Origin of the sequence: Lacticaseibacillus sp. 866-1 (assembly GCF_016861825.1) — a bacterium.
Classification (GTDB): Bacteria; Bacillota; Bacilli; order Lactobacillales; family Lactobacillaceae; genus Lacticaseibacillus.
The window spans coordinates 48,198-65,589 of the sequence record NZ_BOLU01000011.1; the positions used below are offsets into that span (position 1 = coordinate 48,198).

At 57.6% G+C, this 17,392-nt stretch carries 16 protein-coding genes and 1 pseudogene; all 17 read right to left on the reverse strand.

What is annotated here, in order from left to right; all coding sequences use genetic code 11:
• Window positions 1-74: 74 nt before the first annotated feature.
• Window positions 75-944 carry a DUF5110 domain-containing protein gene (locus tag JUE30_RS11290; protein WP_203623872.1) on the reverse strand — a complete coding sequence of 290 codons (870 nt, stop codon included), beginning with the start codon at window positions 942-944 and terminating at the stop codon, window positions 75-77.
• Window positions 895-2,541: a TIM-barrel domain-containing protein gene (locus JUE30_RS11295; RefSeq protein WP_203623873.1), complete on the reverse strand. Its 1,647-nt coding sequence runs from the start codon at window positions 2,539-2,541 to the stop codon at window positions 895-897. The genes JUE30_RS11290 and JUE30_RS11295 overlap by 50 nt, the downstream gene beginning before the upstream one ends.
• Window positions 2,542-2,587: 46 nt before the next feature.
• A complete protein-coding gene (locus JUE30_RS04925) occupies window positions 2,588-3,265 on the reverse strand; it encodes a hypothetical protein (protein WP_203623874.1) in 678 nt (225 codons plus the stop codon).
• 164 nt (window positions 3,266-3,429) lie between these two features.
• Window positions 3,430-3,765, reverse strand: coding sequence for a hypothetical protein (locus JUE30_RS04930; protein WP_203623875.1), 336 nt, complete (start codon window positions 3,763-3,765; stop codon window positions 3,430-3,432).
• A 3-nt stretch (window positions 3,766-3,768) separates the two neighbouring features.
• Entirely contained in the window at window positions 3,769-4,437 is a 669-nt protein-coding gene (locus tag JUE30_RS04935) for a hypothetical protein (protein ID WP_203623876.1), read from the reverse strand.
• A gap of 182 nt (window positions 4,438-4,619) precedes the next feature.
• Complete coding sequence (locus tag JUE30_RS04940; RefSeq protein ID WP_010620018.1) at window positions 4,620-5,672, reverse strand: IS30 family transposase; 1,053 nt, start codon at window positions 5,670-5,672, stop codon at window positions 4,620-4,622.
• Between the two features lie 156 nt (window positions 5,673-5,828).
• Window positions 5,829-7,337 (reverse strand): glycosyltransferase, encoded by a 1,509-nt coding sequence (locus JUE30_RS04945; protein WP_203623877.1) that lies wholly within the window; start codon window positions 7,335-7,337, stop codon window positions 5,829-5,831.
• A gap of 2 nt (window positions 7,338-7,339) precedes the next feature.
• Entirely contained in the window at window positions 7,340-8,935 is a 1,596-nt protein-coding gene (gene asp1, locus JUE30_RS04950) for an accessory Sec system glycosyltransferase Asp1 (protein WP_203623878.1), read from the reverse strand.
• A 127-nt stretch (window positions 8,936-9,062) separates the two neighbouring features.
• Window positions 9,063-9,935 carry an aldo/keto reductase gene (locus tag JUE30_RS04955; RefSeq protein WP_203623879.1) on the reverse strand — a complete coding sequence of 291 codons (873 nt, stop codon included), beginning with the start codon at window positions 9,933-9,935 and terminating at the stop codon, window positions 9,063-9,065.
• A gap of 63 nt (window positions 9,936-9,998) precedes the next feature.
• Window positions 9,999-10,868 carry an NAD(P)-dependent oxidoreductase gene (locus JUE30_RS04960; RefSeq protein WP_203623880.1) on the reverse strand — a complete coding sequence of 290 codons (870 nt, stop codon included), beginning with the start codon at window positions 10,866-10,868 and terminating at the stop codon, window positions 9,999-10,001.
• Between the two features lie 109 nt (window positions 10,869-10,977).
• On the reverse strand, window positions 10,978-11,619 hold the full coding sequence (locus JUE30_RS04965) for a TetR/AcrR family transcriptional regulator (RefSeq protein WP_203623881.1): 642 nt from the start codon (window positions 11,617-11,619) through the stop codon (window positions 10,978-10,980).
• A 12-nt stretch (window positions 11,620-11,631) separates the two neighbouring features.
• Window positions 11,632-13,248: an ABC transporter permease gene (locus JUE30_RS04970; RefSeq protein ID WP_203623882.1), complete on the reverse strand. Its 1,617-nt coding sequence runs from the start codon at window positions 13,246-13,248 to the stop codon at window positions 11,632-11,634.
• The gene (locus tag JUE30_RS04975) at window positions 13,238-14,143 is read right to left on the reverse strand and encodes an ABC transporter ATP-binding protein (RefSeq protein ID WP_203623883.1); all 906 of its coding nucleotides are present in this window, start codon (window positions 14,141-14,143) and stop codon (window positions 13,238-13,240) included. Before JUE30_RS04975 ends, JUE30_RS04970 begins: the two co-directional genes overlap by 11 nt.
• Window positions 14,144-14,352: 209 nt before the next feature.
• A complete protein-coding gene (locus JUE30_RS04980) occupies window positions 14,353-15,354 on the reverse strand; it encodes a tagatose 1,6-diphosphate aldolase (protein ID WP_203623884.1) in 1,002 nt (333 codons plus the stop codon).
• 45 nt (window positions 15,355-15,399) lie between these two features.
• The gene (locus JUE30_RS04985) at window positions 15,400-15,780 is read right to left on the reverse strand and encodes a PTS sugar transporter subunit IIA (protein WP_203623885.1); all 381 of its coding nucleotides are present in this window, start codon (window positions 15,778-15,780) and stop codon (window positions 15,400-15,402) included.
• 90 nt (window positions 15,781-15,870) lie between these two features.
• Window positions 15,871-16,692: a PTS system mannose/fructose/sorbose family transporter subunit IID gene (locus JUE30_RS04990; RefSeq protein ID WP_125754627.1), complete on the reverse strand. Its 822-nt coding sequence runs from the start codon at window positions 16,690-16,692 to the stop codon at window positions 15,871-15,873.
• Window positions 16,679-17,257, reverse strand: a pseudogene (locus tag JUE30_RS04995) (PTS sugar transporter subunit IIC); the annotation flags it as partial. The pseudogene JUE30_RS04995 and the gene JUE30_RS04990, both read right to left, overlap by 14 nt.
• Between the last annotated feature and the right edge of the window lie 135 nt (window positions 17,258-17,392).

The following is a 17,392-nucleotide window of genomic DNA, read 5'->3' on the forward strand; positions in this document are numbered from 1 at the left end:
CAGTCATGGCTGCTTTTTTGTTTCACCGGCAAAAAAGGCGCAGCCCCAACACCGGGACTGCGCAGCAGAATTCGTTAATCGGTCGTTTCAATCGTGACCCTAGCGGTCTGATTGGCCCGGTCGAAAACGCCTAAATCAACGGTCACCCCACGCTGCTTACGTGAAGCGGCCAGCGGGTCATCCGCCCGCAGACCAAACGTCACTGGTGCGGCCACAGTCTGCCCATCGACGGTCACTTGGACCTTGGTCGGTTCTTGGCTGAGCGGCACAAAGAGCTGAAGCGGCTGATCAGCGCTAGCCCCTTCATAGTGGCCGACCCGCGGGTGGACTGTCACCGTGACGGTTTGGCCTGCGGTTTGGCCTTCAATCGGCGTGGTCGCAAAGTCGCCCTTAGTGTATGCCATGGTGTGACCGTCATCTTCGTACCAGGTGAAGCGGCCCGGAGCGCCTGGAAAGTACTCGATCAAACGCGCCGACTCTTCCGCCGCCGGATTCTGCGCCGCGTGCTGGGTGACAATCAGACTGCCGGCCTTCACGAACACTGGCAGCTGCGCCAGGGGCGTGGCCACCTCGGCATACGTCCGCCCACCGGCCAGTTGGTCGTTAGACCACAGATCATACCAAGTGCCGGCAGGCAAATAAAGGCTCGGCCGCGTATCGGCGCCGTCTGCCTGCAACTGATAGGCGTCCATGATCGGCGCCACGAGGAACGAGTCCCCCAGCATGAATTGGTCGGCCAGTGCGTGGCCCAACGTGTAAGGTGTGGGTTCAGCCCAAAACGTCGGCCGGACGATTGGCGCGCCAGTTTCTCGGGCTTCATGCGCCAAGGTGTAGAGATAAGGAATGAGCGTCACATGATAGCGGGCAAAGGCGCGACAAATCGCCGCAAAGGGCTCACCAAACTGCAACCCCAGCATTTTCGGGCGATCGCCCCAGCCGTCCATCGATAAAAAGGTCGCGGACGTACACCACCGGATCAGTGCCGGCGTAAATCCCGTCGACATCGCTAGTGATATTGGGATTGCCGGACAGGCCAGTACTCAAATAGGTCCCGATGTGCGCGCGGAGGTTGGCCCAGTGACTGCCAGCCTGATCTCCTGACCAGACGACAGCACTGCGCTGGCTGCCGGCCCAGCCGTCAACCGTGTAGGTCGTGGGCCGCAAATTGCGCGCTCGCATCAGCCGGCCGATTTTTTCCGTTGCGTTCAGGCCGAAGGTGTAGCCCTCGCCGACCCAGGCGACGTCGGTTTTGGCCGCTGCAACGCCAGTATCGAGCTCCTGGGCAAAGTCGCGCTCCCCCTTTTGCGGGTGGGCTGGGTCCTCAGGGGTCAGGCGTTTTTGCGTCCACAACCCCGTCTGCACCCCTTGCGCTTTGGCCCAGCTCACGAAGGCAGCCAAGTTCGCCAAGTCGCCGGCAAACGAGTCTGTCTGGCCGTACCCGGCGCCGTAACCGTCATTGGGAAAGATCGTCCCCAGCGGCATCCCCACGGCTCGGTATTGGTCAAGCACCGCCCGCGCCGAAAACGGGTAGTCGTGCTCACCGTTGAGACTTTCGTGGATCGCGCGTTGCGGCATGCCGTCCGCACCAGGATCAACAAAGGTCACGTGACCTGCACCTGGCACATTTGGCACCAGCGTGCGCCCGGCCACCGTGATGGTCCCAGGCCGCTTGCCCGTGTTGAACGACTCTGGGTTGACGGGCTGATACTCTTTGTAATAGTGCCCGGGTGTCACCTCGACGGCCCCGGCAGAGTCCTTGGTCACTGCTACCCAATAATCCCGGTTGTAAGCATTGAGGTGAACCGGATAAAACCCAGCCCATGGCATCAGCTCGGGTTTACCCGTCAACTCGTGATACCCGTGAATCAAAGCCTGTGGTGTCTCGCCCAGAATCATATAAACATCCCACACCGGATCGTCATGATGGACGCGGACGCCGTGGTGCGGATTGGAAAAATCATATTCGCCCTTCGTGAAGGTGTTGACCAGCAGACCAAACCCGGCCGTGCTCCAGAAAAACGGCACCGGACTGGTGACCCCGCCTTGCGTCCACACGTTTTGGTTCGCGATCTCGACGATTTGGTCGGCCAGCGAAATCACGCCATTGCGGGTGCCGCCGCCAAAAAAGGCCGCGTCGTCTGCCGTGTGCCAGACCTGCGTCCAGCCGTCATCGTCAAAAGTCGGCAGGCCAAAGGAAAATTCAGCTTGGCCCCCGGTGACCAAAAAGCGTCGCCGCTCGACATCAAAGCGCAGCTGGTACTCGCCAAGCTGAACACTCAGCGGCGCGAAGGCGGCATCAAACGGTCGCTGTTCGTGATCGATCACGATTGGCGCCTCAAACTGCTGGCCTGACCCACCGGAAGCCACCGTCTCGTCGGCGTGTTTTTCAACGGCAACGGCGCCTGGTACGGTGGGGTGTTCTGGCCGACTGCCGGCATATGCCAGCAGATGAATGACGTGATCATTGACCGCTGTCATTTCATACTGGTGCACCGCCTCGGTAAAGCCGATCTGCTGCGGGTCTAAGCTGATTTTTTCCATTATTGAGCCTCTTCTCATGATAAAAAAACGACTACCAACGCAGTCGCTAAACTTCCAAATGGCGGTGCTTCAGGCTGGGAAACACGACCCGGTCGGCCGCGGCAATTACAAACCCTTGGCAGAGCAGCGAAAACGCCGTGCCGATATTGATCGCGTACAGCTGCCGCGTGATCAGAAAACACACCAGACTGATTGCAATCGGCGGGATGAATGAGATTGGCTGCGCCACCGCGGCACGGCCGTGCAGCCACTTGAAGCGGATAATCTGCATGAAGTCATCATTGGGGTGCATGATCACGTTGACCCGCTGATAAATTGAGATGGCCACGCCGATGCAAACCAGGCCGAAGAGATCCAGCAGCACGCGCACCGCCAGCGGCCAAGTCTGAATCGGCGTCAGCTGCAGCAAAGCGGTAAAACCGGCGACAACATACGAGAACAGGAACATGTAAATCAAGTTGCCTAGCACTCGCCGCCAGTCAAAGCGGCCGAGAAATAACACATTAGTCGCCGTGACCGCGACGCCTTCAACCAAAAGCACGACCAGCAGCGACCAGTGCAGCGTGTGGGTCAAGTTGACCGCCGACGCCGTCCACAATGCCGAGCCAAGATTCATGCACACGGTCAGGCCGTTGCCGAACCCGTTGAGTAAAATCGAAAACACGAGGTAAAAGCCCAGCTGGGCGGTCGTTGCATCGTGCTGGTGAGAATCAGAAGAAATCATGCGGCAGGCTCCTTTTCAATGCTTTCAGTATAGCGAGCCGCTGCCAGCAAGGAAACCTTTTCATCTAAAAATGTCGCAGCAGCTGTCGACCCCTTTGGTCAAAAAACTTGACCCAGCAAAAAAGCGAGCCCCATGACTCGCTTGCTTCCACAGCTAAAAGTGCTTTACGGCTTCACGCCCACTTGGGTCGGCACGACGTAAATCGCCTTGGCCGCTTTCGCCGCCGACATCCCGCGACTTTGTGCGTAACGCATGAGCAAGCCCGCATACTGGGCGAGCTCTTCCTTGGCGGTAAACCACAGGCCGTCTGCCGGATCATCACTCCAACTCAGCAGGATCGAATTGCTATTGTTTTCATCCTCGTGGACATCGGTGAGAAATTTGATTCCCGATTCATCGTCCAACTTGACCCCCAAGTTAACAAACGTGACGAGCGCCGGCAGCGCAGATGAAGGAATATCAACGTAAGATGGGTAGGTATCAAAGGCAATTTTTCGCATCTGCTATTCCTCCTCTGCAGCTAGCGGCAGCTGAAGGGCTGCGTATGGTTTTCCGTCCGGGGTTTTAGTGAACTGCACCGTGCACGGAAAGATGTCGAGCTGGGAAACGACCTCCGCCCAGGTCATAAATTCATCAGGCAGCGCCCAAAATACCGCCTCGTCGGCGTGGCGCACCGTCATGCCCGGATAATACGCGCCGGTCAAGTCATCCACATAACGCTGGGCCTTTAGCACCGTGAACCGCAGCTGCGCCCAATCGCCTTCATCAAGGTCAACGAGCCGATTATCATCGCGGGAAATCTGATGCTCTGCCCCGAACTGGTCGAGGTCCACTTGCGCGGTGTCCACGACCCAAGTGATCTCACGACCTTCCTCAGTGCCCGCCGGGACCGGCAAGGTCTCCACCTCAAAGAACTGACGCACCACCTGAAAAGCGTCAAGGGCAGTCGCCATGTTTAACGGCTCCCCAGCCGGATCAGGATGGCGAATCAACGCCTGGAACAGCCGGTCTTCCACCTCAAAAGCGGCTGTGCGGTCGGTGATCATGGAAACCGCTTGTTCCGGATCATCAGTCAGTTCGACCCCAAAATCGTCCGCCGTATCAGCTTTGTAGCCGGCGATGTAACGACCATCTTTTTTCGCGCGAAACCACGCTCGGTATAGTTGCGCCATAGCTCCTCCTTTGACCTGCGCAAAGCCCCCAGCAGGTCGCCCTTATGATGGTTCTATCATATCAAAACTTGTCGAAACCGATTACATTTTTATTTACGTAAATTGCAAGAACAAGTTAGCCAGTCGTTGAGGACAATCCCAGAACAGGCCGTTATCAAATAGAAGTTGTGGCGCTAGAGAGACTACTGGGCCATGCGGCGAACGCGCCGAGCTTCGGCCTCAAAGTTTTGCTGGGGTGTGCAGTAGCCCTGTTGTTTGCGAGGCAACTGATTCAAGCGGTCTTGCGTGGCCTGCACTTGACTAGGGCTAATGTCATCTAGGGACATGCCCTTAGGGAAGTCCTGGCGGATCATCCGGTTATGTGCCTCGTTGGTGCCACGGTCGCAGGACGTGTAAGGATGGGCGTAGAAGATCTCAGTTTCCGTCCCAGCAAAAGCAGTATTTAAGGCGGTGAACTCGGGTCCGTTGTCGGCTGTGATGGTCTTGATGCAAGCTCCCCATTCGCGCTTGATTCCACGCAATGCATAGCTCACAGAGTCTGCATCTCGTCCTTCGATCAAGCGGAGAAGCTGGCAACGGGTCTTGCGCTCAATCAGAGTCAAGATGACGCTCTCCTTGCCATTGCGTTTACCGACAATGGTATCCATCTCCCAGTGACCGAACTGCCTGCGTCGTTCAACGACCTTAGGCCGTTCCTCGATACTGCGGCCAGCCAGGCGCTTAGCCTTGGTGTGGTGCTGGTGAGAGGTCTTCCGCTTAGTCTTCTCCAACAGGTCGATATTTCGAATCTCTAGGCGTTGGTCGTCAATGTACTGGTACAAAGTCGAGGCACAAACAAGCTCTTCAGGAGTAAACAGCTTGTGTCGCTTGGCATAGCCGATTGAAGCATCCGGGGACCATTTGTCCTGCTTAGCTCGCTGTACGTACCAGGCTAAGAAGACCTGTACGCTGGCGAACTTGTCAGGACGATGGCAGCTCAAGCGTGCAGTCTCGTAACGTGCCTGAGCAGCCTCTGGCAGGTATTGTCGATGGTAGACACGCTTGCCATTACTCTTCTTGACCTGATCTACTGTACCTCGCTTGATTTCATTATTAATGGTCTGCGGGCAGACGCCAATTTCAGCAGCAATCCAACGATTGGACTTCCCAGCTTGGCGGAATCCGGCCACTTTTCCGCGCTCGAGTGATGTTAAGTGCTGACCTTTTTGGCGGTGTGTGCTATCCTGTTTCTGCATCAAGACAATATCCTCCTCCATTGTTTGTGTAGGAACTTCAATGATACAGGATATCTGTTCTTGATGTTTTTTATTGTCCAAAAAATTTTGAGACAGTGGCTAACTTGATTCTAAAATGCGCGACATTTTTATTTAAAAGAATCATTGACGATTTTTTTAGTGTGTTGAGTGCCCAGCCGGCCCAGCCAAAAACGCCTGCCACTGCCTGGCTACCGGGGCCTCGACGTATTGTTTAGCCGAATCCAGCGCGCCTTGATGCAAGGCGTGCCACAGCCGCGCATCCGTCAAGAGTCTGATCACCTTGGCGGCCGCAGCGGATTCATCGCCTGGCTGCACCAGGTCACCGTTCACCCCAGGCACCACGATCTCGCGGGGGCCAAAGGCCACATCGTCAGCAATCACCGGCGTACCGGCGCTCAGTGCCTCGACCAGCTGCATGCCGAACCCTTCATGCTGAGACGGCGCGATCAGCACCTGTGCCTGGCGATAACTTTGGGCCAGCTCAGGGCCGGTCACGTAGGACGAAAAAGTCACGGCCTTTGTCACTCCCAGGTGCTCGGCCTGGGCCTTGAGCTGGTTCAGGTAGTCGGCACTGATCGGGTATCCGCGCAGCTCTAGCGTGGCATCCGGCACCGCGGCGAGCACCCGAGTGAATATCCGCAGCGCGGCGTCCGGCCCTTTTTCCGGGGCCAGGCGGCCGACCAACACCAGCCGGTGCGGCACGCGCGCCACCGCGGGGCTTGCTTCATCCGGGAAGATCACGGTGTCAGGCACCACGGCCGTGCGCACGCGTGGAAACTGCTGGTTGAGCGCCGCCTGCTGCGCCTTGGTCGAAACCAGCACACCGGTGAACTGCTCAGGGTGTTCGACCAGCACAGGACGATAGGCTGCCAGCAGTTGGCCGGCCACCTCATGGGCGTCGTGGAAGATGGCCCACTTTTGGGCAGCGGCGGCAGCGCCCACCGCCGCGTCCAGGCTGCGCCGCTCGGAAAACAGGCGCGCCTGCGGGTCCTGTTTCACCAGTTCGTCAAGGAAAAAGGTGAAAAGCTCGTCTTCCGTGCTGAACCGGTAATGATGACCGTGGTCGCCCAGCAGCTGCCACATCGTCGGCGCGACCTGGCCGCCTCGATTCATGCAAACCATCTCGAGCACCGGCTGACCGGCCAGGTTCAGGTACATCGTGCGGGCCAGCTGGCCGTCCGGGTGAAAGTAGTCGACCGAGGACTTAAAGCCGCGCCAGTCAAAATTCTCGCGTGCGGTCAGGTTCCCGAAGCGGTCCTGATAGGTAATCGACCCAATTAGGCCGACGGTGCCGGGCATCACATCGATGCGAGCCAGCGTCAGACCATTTTCTTCAAGAGTGGAATAGTTGGGGCCGTGGCCGGCAATTTTGTATGCGACCAGCGGGATCTGCTTGAGCAAGCGCAGCTTTTGTTCAACTCTCGGCACGCTTGTCGTCCCTTGAAAATAGTCGTACATATTCAGCACTTGCGCTGATTTTAGTCCCACCGTCTTGCGGTCGCGCGCCAAAAACCGGTTGTAGTTGCGGGTCACATACACCGCATCGGTCGCAGTGGAACGGGAAAGCAGTCGCACCCGCCGCGCTTGGGCGTGCTCGGTGCCGGAGTTATAAGCAAAAATATTTTCACTGATAAAATAGTTCATCCTCAGCCCTCCTCCGGCCTGCAAAACCGCGCGGCAATTAGTTTGGCTGGCCAATTTGCCTGGGCGTCCGCCAGTAGGGCCTGCCACTGCTCCCACACCGCAGCACTTGAGTAGCGCTTGGCTGACTCATAAGCACCGGCAGAATACTGCTGCGCCAGTGCCGGATCGCGCAACACTTTCAGCATGGCCTCTGCCATGGCGCAGTAGTCGCCGTAAGGCACGACCTGCCCGTTCACCCCGCTTTCAACGATTTCGTTCGGTCCGTAATTGACATCATAAGTAAACGCGATCAGCCCATGAGCGATGGCCTCCATCACGGCCAGGTTGAACCCCTCCATGCGTGACGTCACGCCAAACATCATGGCCGAATTTTCGATTTGATCGATGTCTTGGGTGTAGCCCTTGAGCGTCACCACCTTTTCCAGGTGCTCGGCTTTGATCACCTGCTCGACTTGCCTTCGGGCCTTGTAGTCGTCGCTGGGATCGGCGTACCCGTACAGATCAAGGGTCACCTGTGGAATTTCGCGGTGCACAATCGCGACGGCCCGGACCAGGTCGTCCAGGTGCTTTTCCCAAGCGATGCGGGCAAAGGCCACAATCTTACCGAACTGCCGCCGCGCCACTGGCACGCGCGGCGCCGCCAGCAGCTGATCCGGCACCACCCCGACGGCGATGGCAAAGTTGGCCGCCCGCGGGTGGAACCGCTGAGCCACTGCCTCGGCCTGCTTGCGTGTCGCCGAAACCACCGCATCAAACGCGTCAACATCGCTCAGCGCAAATTCGTAATTGTTGTTCAGCAGCGGATCGTCAGGATCCTGGGCGTTGGCCGTGTGCGCGTTATGCAGATACAACACCGTGTACGCCGGCCGCTTCAGCCGCGTGATCCCCCACTCGACCAGGTGCGAGCGGTCCAAGACGAAGACATTGGGGCGCTCAAGGTCCCAAAAAGCTAAATTGAGATCATCCAGAAATTGCTGCGTCAACGCCTCAATCGTCGCAAACTGAAACACCTGCCCGTCGCGTTCGGTCAGCCGCCAGCCGGCCTGCTGGCGCTTGCCTTGCCGATCATCGCGGTTGTAGCTTTCCAGCACCGGCTGACCGGCTGGCGTCAGCCAAGTTTCCATGCCAATTTGGTTGTCCGGCGTGTACCACTGCTGCAGGCTGACAAAGCCGCGACTGTCGTATTGCTCGACCAGGTACAAGTTGCCAAAAGCGTCAAACAACTCGGTCGAATGCACGCGCTGTGCATCCGGCCAGAAGTTGACCCGCGCCACCAACTGCCCCCCTGCAGTGACGAGCACCCGGTTCTTGCCTGGCTCGTGCTTAACAGTCGTGTTCGCCACGCCAAAGTCCAGATCTGCCAACGTGATTCGGCGATCCTTCACCTGCTCGGCGTGCTGAAAGTAGTCAAACATGCTGATCAACTGGGCGTCCGGAATGCCGGCTTGCCGCGTGTTTTCATGCAGTTCCGGATCCCAGTTGCGAATCACGATCCGGCAGTCCGCGCCGTGCTCGTTGAACAGCTTGAACCGCTTTAATTCCGCGTGCTCGATCCCCGACTTTTGCGCGTGCATGGTTTCATTAATAAAAAAATTCATAGCCGGCTCCCTTCTGAAATCATCTATGGCCAATTATAGGCTATCGACCATCACTTTTCGCTGGCTGAAACCAATGGCACCAAAAAACGCCCTCAACCAGAACGGTTGAGAGCGAAAACAAATCAAGTTAGAAATTGGTGGTATCAGGATCGGTGGCAAGCCCAGCCACGCCGTGCATGCCATCCAAGGTCTTCATGTCCGCATCGCTGAGGCTGAAGTCGAACAGGTCCGTGTTTTGCTTAATGCGGTCGTCATGCACCGACTTGGCCAGCGGCAGGAAGCCGTGCTGCAAGGACCAACGCAGCAGGACCTGGGCCACGCCCTTACCGTACTTTGCGGCGACCTTCGCGAGCTCAGTATTGCCCAGCAGTTTGCCAGTGCCGAGTGGACTGTAAGCCTCGCTCAGAATGTGGTTGTCCTCGTTCATCTTGGTGACCGCCGGCTGTAAATCAGACGGGTTCAGGAAAATCTGGTTGACCATGGGTTCAACCGTCGCGTCCGCCTTGATCACATCCAGGTGCGCCTGCCGGAAGTTGGAGATGCCAATCGCGCGCGCCTTGCCGTCTTTGTACACTTGCTCCATGCCGCGCCAAGTGTCCTTCAGGCTGTCTGGATACGAATCACGGAAGCTGGCCGGATTTGGCCAGTGGATTAGGTACAAGTCCACATGATCCAAGCCCAGCTTGGTCAAAGATTCGTCGATGGCCTGTTGCACCAGATCAAAGCTGTGCGCATTATTGTTCAACTTCGTGGTGACAAACAGGTCATCGCGCTTCAGCCCAGTGGCCGCCAGTCCCGCCTTGATGCCTTCGCCGACGCTATCCTCATTGCGGTACATCGCCGCAGTGTCGATGTGGCGATAACCCGCCTCGATGGCGACCTCAACGCTGTGCTTGGCCACGTCGCCATCCGGCGTCTGCCACGTGCCAAAGCCGACGACTGGGATCTTGACGCCATTACTCAACGTATAAGTGTCGCTCATTTTTGAAAATTCTGTCATGATTTGCTCCTTTTCTGTGTGTCCACTCAATTACTTATATTCTAGCCGACCGGCGCACCGGCGTCACTTCTGCCAACTCGGGTAGCTAGTGATCAGCCCTTGCGTGCCCAAATCGCCGTGGCCGTTATCAACCATTGCCTGGTAAAGGGCCTTGGCCTGCTTGGTTGCCGGCAGCGCCACGCCCAGCCAATCCGCCTCTTCCAAAGCGATACGCAGATCTTTGACAAAATGCTTGATGAAAAAACCGGGAGTGTAGTCGCCGACTAGAATACGCGGACCGTAGTTCTCTAGGCTCCAGTTGGCGCCGCCACCGCCGCCCACCGTGGCCAAGACCGTCTTCAGATCCAGGCCGGCCGCCTTGGCGTAAACCAGCATTTCCGTCAGCCCGGTCATGGTCCCAGCAATCATGATCTGATTGGCCATCTTGGCGTGTTGCCCGCTGCCAGCGGGGCCAAAGTAGTGGTTGGTTGTACCAATCTTGGCAAACAGCGGCTGCAGCTCATCGTATGCCTGCCGGTCGCCGCCCACCATGATCGTGAGTGTCCCTTTTTGCGCGCCAATGTCACCGCCGGAAACAGGTGCGTCTAACGAGCGGATGTCCTGCTTGGCCGCAGCCGCCGCAATACGAGCGGCCAGACTGGGCTGGCTGGTGGTCATGTCCACGATGATGCTGCCGGCTTTCGCCCCGGCCAGCACCCCGTCTGGGCCGAAATACACTTGTTCAACATCTTTAGGGAAGCCGACCATGGTGAAGGTGACGTCACTGCTTACAGCCACCTCGCGCGGTGAGTCCGCCCACTTGGCATTGGCATCGAGTACGGCCTGGGCGTGCGCCGGTGTGCGGTTGTACACAGTCACATCGTAGCCAACCTTCAGGAGATTCTTGATGATTCCCGTGCCCATAATGCCGGTCCCAATAAATCCAATCTGCATCTGCTCGCCTCCTCATCTTTACACTAACCAGTATAGCGCCGGCGGCCGAAAATGAAAAAGCGGCTTTCTGCGTGTTGACAGAAAACCGCTTGGAGGCTAAAGGCTAGCCTTATGACTTTAAAAAACCGTGTTCCAACACGTCGAGATACTTCTGCACCTCTTCGACCAACCAGTCCAGGTCCTCGACTGTGGCATGCGGATGCGCGTCAAGAAACGGTTGCGCTTGCTGGCTCACCAAGGTGATCATGCCCTGAATCAGGTCCTCAACCAAAGCTGGCGACACGCCTTCGCGCAGCGGCATGCGCGCCAGAACCGGGCCGGCCAAATCGGTGCTCGCCATGCTCAGCTCCTTTTGAAGCAGGGCCTGCAGCTGCGGTTTAACCGTTTCTGGTAGTTCGCTGCCGCCGTAAAGCGCCATCCCAAAGCGCATTTCGTCCTGGTACTGCAGCTGCAGCTGAATCTTATAGCGCAGCGCACGGGTGATCATCGACTGGAGGTCTGGCGCATCCTGCCAAACGGAAAAATCAGCGACCGCGTTCAGCCGGTCAAACACCCACTGGGCAACGGCCAGATACAGCTTCGCCTTGCTGCCAAAATAGCGAAAGATCAACCCCTTCGAGACTTGCGCCTCCTGGGCGATCACGTCTGTCTTTGCCGCCTGATAGCCCTGGCTGGCAAATTCATGCATCGCGGCCGTCAAGATTCGGTCGACTTTGACCGGATCGCGGGGCACCTTTGAATCCTTTTTCACCATGGCACCCCCTCAATTCATCGTCAAATCACGCCGGCGGTAACTGACATACGCCAGCTCGAACAAGCCGAGTCCAAGCGCTGTCATCCAGGCAAAAGTGGGCCAAGCGACTGCGCGCGTCGACACCGCGTTGACCCAGCCAAACGGTGACAGCCGCTCCGCCCACTTGGGAAAATCAAGCATGGGGCCGAGAAACATGGACAGCACGCCATACACCGGCACGACCCAGATCAGGGCCTGAAGCCGGGGCAGTAATCCCACCAGCAGTGCCGCGAGCCCACAAACCACCAACAGCGCCGGCCAGTAGCCGACAAAACCGCGCATAAAGCGAGCCAAGCTGATTGGGGTGGTCATCGAGGCGTTGCCGGCCGCCGCCATCCCCAAGACGCCAAGCGCCAAGGCCAGGGTGCCCACACCAACTGCCTCAAACGCATGGCTGAGAAACAGGTGCAGGCGAGAAACCGGCGCAGCGTGCAACAGCTCAAGGTACCCTTTGCGCTCGTCCGTGTTCAGCCGCAGCAGCGTCGAAATTGCCGGTACCGCCGCGACCACCGCAAAAATTACGACCAGCGTATTGGCCAGTCCCAGCACCACGGCGCGGTTGGCCGCAGCGACCCCGCTGCTGCCCAGCAGCTTGGCCAGCATGGGATTGGATTTGACCAAGTCGCCGACTGTGCCAAAAATGGATCCATACGCGGCACCGAGGACAAACAAGCCGATCAACCAAATCATGGTGCTGGTCCGCTCCAGCCGCACAAGGAGCATCAGCGGCCCTTGCAGGAAGCGCGAGGCTTTGCTGCGGCCTGTGCGCGGTTCAACCAGGCCGGCCCCAATGTCGCGCGCGTTGGCCAGCCCCACCGCCCCAAGCAACACGCCAGCACTCAGACCCAGCATCAGCCAAACCGGCGGCCAGACATTTGCGGTGTACAGATGCATTTTCTCGATCCAGCCAAAAATGGTCCACCAGGTGAGAGCGGGATTTTGCACGTCAGTCCCCATCCGCGCCACGTACAGCAGGCCTAGCCACGCATAACTCAGCATGGTCGAAGCGCGCGCTGAGCTAACCATCTGCGCAAATAGCAGTGAAAAGGTGCCGAACATGAACCCGAACGCGGCCAGTCCCAGCCCAAACAGCCAGCTGCCCGTAGCACTGGCACCGGGCATGTTGGCCGCCTGCAGGCCCAGGGCTTCCAAGACACCGGCCAGACCGTTGATTATTACCAATTCAATAATGGCGGCCAGCAGCGGACTCTGTCTGCCGACTGCATGGGCCAAAATCAACTCGGAAGTACCAGCATCCTCCTCTGCCCGCGTGGCGTGAACGGCAAAATAAACATTCATCATGGCGGCAAACAGGCCCATGAACACCATCATTTCCGCCCCGTAGATCACCGCCGAAGAAAATGGTGGGGTCGCGGTAAACGGTCCAAACAGCGACACCATGGCCGGGGTTTTTAAGGTTTGCGCAATTGACGCCATAGCCTTGGGCGTGCCGTAGATCCCTTCAAATTTGGCGGCCGCGCTGGCCATCATGCCTGCCAGCCCAGCGATCCAAAGGAAGATTTTCAGCCAGTCATGACGCAGGTTAAGCCGCACCAACGCCCAAGTGTTTGCGTACCTACTGCTCATCTTTGCCACCTTCTTGATTGTAGTAACGCAGGAAGAGGTCCTCAAGCGTCGGCGGGGTCGTGATCAGCTGGGTGATTCCCAGCGAACTGAGGGCCGTGATCGTGTCCCCGAGCGCCTCGGCATCGACCGAAAAAACCGCTTGCGTCGGGGTTTTGGCCTTGAACTGATGCACCGAAGGCAGAGCCTCAATCGCCGTCAGCGGCTGCTGGGTCGTGACGCGCACCGTGCTGCGGCTAAGCTGCCGCATCTCGGCCAGGCTGCCCACCTCAATGATCTCGCCTTGGCGAATGATCGCGATCCGGTCACACATTCGCTCCACTTCACTGAGAATGTGCGAGGACAGCAACACACTCTTGCCCGCCTGCTTCAACGCCAACACTTCCCGCTGGAAGACCTCTTCCATCAGCGGGTCAAGGCCGCTGGTCGGCTCGTCAAAAATAGATAAGTCCGCCTGACTGGAAAACGCCGCGACCAACGCGACTTTCTGCCGGTTGCCTTTTGAGTAGGTCCGGGCCTTCTTGCGGACGTCCAGAGCAAAGGCCTTGATCAGCTCATCGGTGCGGCCTGTGTGCTTCTGGCCGTTCAGCCGCAGCAGAAAATCGATCACCTCACCGCCACTCAGGTTCGGCCACAGATTAACATCCCCAGGCACGTAAGCAATGTGCTTGTGGATGCTGACCGCAGCGGCCCAGGCGTCTTGGCCAAAAATGGTGGCCCGGCCAGCAGTCGGACGCAGGATGCCAAGCAGCGTCCTGATGGTCGTCGACTTGCCGGCACCATTAGGGCCAATAAATCCAAACACTTCCCCAGGGTGAATGCTGAACGTGATATCCTTCAAGGCCTGAAACTTCCCGAACTTTTTCTGCAGGTGATCAACGGTCAAAACGTCTGCCATGATCTCGCCTCCCCAATTGATGAGGCAAGTGTACGGCCTGGTGACTGCTCGGTCAATGACTTTCGAGTCACTGACGCGGTGGCGTGATGCGGTGCGGCCAAAGGGTTTTGCGCGTAGGCAACGCGTCAGTCAACCGCGGCTGCCACACATCGAAAAACCCCTTGAGCGGCAGCGGCCGTTCAAGGGGCAAAAATCATGTGAAACTTTGGTTACTTAACGATTGTCACGACGTCATCCCAAGGTGTCGCAGTGGTGGCCAACACGGCGTTTAGCCGCTCGATGTTGGCCTTGCCTTCAGTTTGCATCCATTCTCTACCGGCTGCTTCACCGCGGGCAGCAAACGGGATGATCCCATCCTTCCAGGTCGCCCGGCCGCACAGCACCCCATTGAAAGTAGCGCCGGCGTCATGGGCAAACTGCAATTCCTTTAAGAACAACTCGTTAGAAACCCCGGCACTCAGGAAAATAAACGGCAGAGCGGTGGCATCGGCCTGCTGCTGATAGAAACTCGAAGCTTCCGCTTGACTGTATACCGGACTTTCGCCGTCAGTAAAGCCTTCAACAAACGCCTGGTTAACTGGCACTTCGACTTTGAGCACCGAGACGCGGTAACGGGGATTGCTAAACTCCCGCGTGGTTTCGATCACCTTGTGCGGCTTCACTTTCGCGTATGTCGCATCAGCCACGCTGTCCAAATCCGCGTCGTATGTGACCAGCTCCAAGAAGAACGGCAAATCGTTGGCCGCCGCTTCCGCCCCCACTCGTTCCACAAAAGCCCGCTTGCGCTCATTGACCGCATCGCCTTCATCGACGTCGTAGTAGAGAAGAAACTTGACCGCATCGCCGCCTTCTTCGGCGATGCGCAGCGCGCTTTGGTTGTTGATCAGATCCGGGAAGCGGCCCGGTTCAGTGGCGTCGTAGCCCGTTTTTTCGTACGACAGCAGCAGGCCGGCATCGGCCGCGCGAGCCTTGGCGGCAGGCAGCCCGAATTCCGGATCAAGCAAGATCGCGCTGGCGTACTTAGTCAGCTCCTCGGACACGACCGCCTTGAAATCACTCAGTGCATTTTCACTGGCCGCGCCAGCTGCCGCCGCGTTCAGCATTTTCTGCAGCGAGCCTCGCTGGTCGATCGCCAAGGCGGCGATGACGTGTTGATCGTTTGACAGCTGTTCCAGATGTTGATATTGACCCTGTGTCAATTTTACCGACATATTTGTCCCTCCAATATTTCTACCCCAAATTTTCAGTCAGCCGTGCTAGTGCTTCACAATGTCATTGACGTACACCACACCGGCCTGGCCGTCTTTCAGCAGGTCAGGTGCCGCCCCCAGCATCTGGGCGTTTAAATAGCTGATCACCATCGGCAGGTTGGCGCCGGCGTACAGGTCAAAGTCGCCGCCTTGCGCCAGCACCGTGGCGGCCACATTGCTTGGCGTCCCGCCCTTCAGATCAGCCAGCACCGTGACTTTTGACTCGCCGGCAATGGCGGCCTCGAACTTGGTGCGAAAATCTTCCGGTCCTTCGTTTGGCTGCAGCCCCACAGTCGCAATGTCGGCTTGCGGACCCATGATCATTTCAGCGCTGGCCTTAAGCGCGGCGCTGAAATCCCCATGGCTGATCAAAACCAATTTGCTCATTTTATTGACTCCCTTACCCATTAATTTGCACAGCGAAGGCGCCAGACACAGAAGGTTCCCGTGCGACAGCGCCTCTGATAACCAGTTTGACTAACCCTTCGCGATCAGCCCCAGCGCGGAAAGCACCACGGACACGATCAGCACAATGAAGATGGCGCGGGTCGAGGTCATGTGCTTGCGCCCTAGCAGCCAGTAAATCCCGGCAACGATTAGCGCCGGCAGCAGCTTTGGCAGGATCATATCCAGGCTATTTTGAATATCCAGTGGCACGGAGCCCACATTCGGGGCCCAGGCAAACTTCACATTGATCATGGTGGCGACCAAGGCGCCAACCATGAAGACCCCCATGATGGTCGCCGCGTTGGTCAAAGCAGCGAGCCGGTGTGACATGGTGGTGACCAAGGCCACCCCTTCGTTGTAGGCCACCCGCAACTGCTTCCAGCGGAAGACCATGACGGCAATTTGCGCCAGAATCCAGATGAACACGCCGATCGGATTGCCTTTTGTCGCCATGTTGGCGGCAATCGCCCCAAAAATCGCAGGGATCAAGGCCGCGAAAATCGAGTCCCCAATCGAGGCGAACGAGCCCATTAAGCCGGCTTTCATCCCGGCAACAGTTTCCTCACCCTTGATGCCTTCTTTTTCCTCAACTGCCAAATCGATCCCAGTAATGATGGTGTTAAAGAAGTTGGACGTGTTGAAGAACTGCGTGTGCGTCTTCATCATTTCTTTCAGCTCTGGCGTGCCATCACCGTAAATCTTGCGCAGTTGCGGCAGGATCGTGTACAGGTAACCGGAGCCTTGCATCCGCTCGTAGTTCCAACCCAGCTGAAAACCGAACAAGCTGCGCCGGTTGATCTGCCGAAAGTCGTCATCATTTAACTTATAAGTCGGCGTCTTAGAGTTCATCATCTTCGATTTCTCCTTTCTCATCCGCGGCAGGCTTCTTGTCGCTGCTCCCGCTGCCGCCACCGGCATTCGTCGCCGTTGACTGCTGGTAGGCAATCGCCGCAAAGGCAAACCCAATCAGCGCAATGGCAAGCATGGAGAGGCCGTTGAAGGACGTGGTGAAGGTCTTCGCCACGCCGGCCACCGCGGTGCCGAGCGTTTGGATGTTGCCAAAGACCGTGGAAAACAGCATCGTCACGGTGAAACCGAGGATCAGGTAGGCAAAGTGTTTCTTCACTGGCAGGTAGTGCAGCAGGATTGCGAACCCAACCGCCGGCAGAACTGCCCCGGCAGTGGCCAAGCCATCGCCTAGCCACTTCCAGCTCGTGTTCAGCACGCGGGCCAGGTTGGCCACAAACCCGCCGCCGAACGCCAGGGCCAGACCAACTGGGATCATCCGAGACAACGCCCAAGGCAGTGCCCCGGCAATGAAGTACCGCTCAATGCCCTTGTAGTTATATTCATCGACCATTTTGTCGATTTTGTGCGCGAAGAACGTGTTGGCGAACCGGGCTAGAATATCCGTTTCCTCAATTTTCAAGTCAAGTGCAACGATGATAACGAATCCTTGATAGTGGTCTAGGTTGTTAAGCCATGCGTCGGTAGTAATCGCATGGTCGAAGATAGTTCAGAATACGTCTGGGACGATGGTTCAGTGCTGATT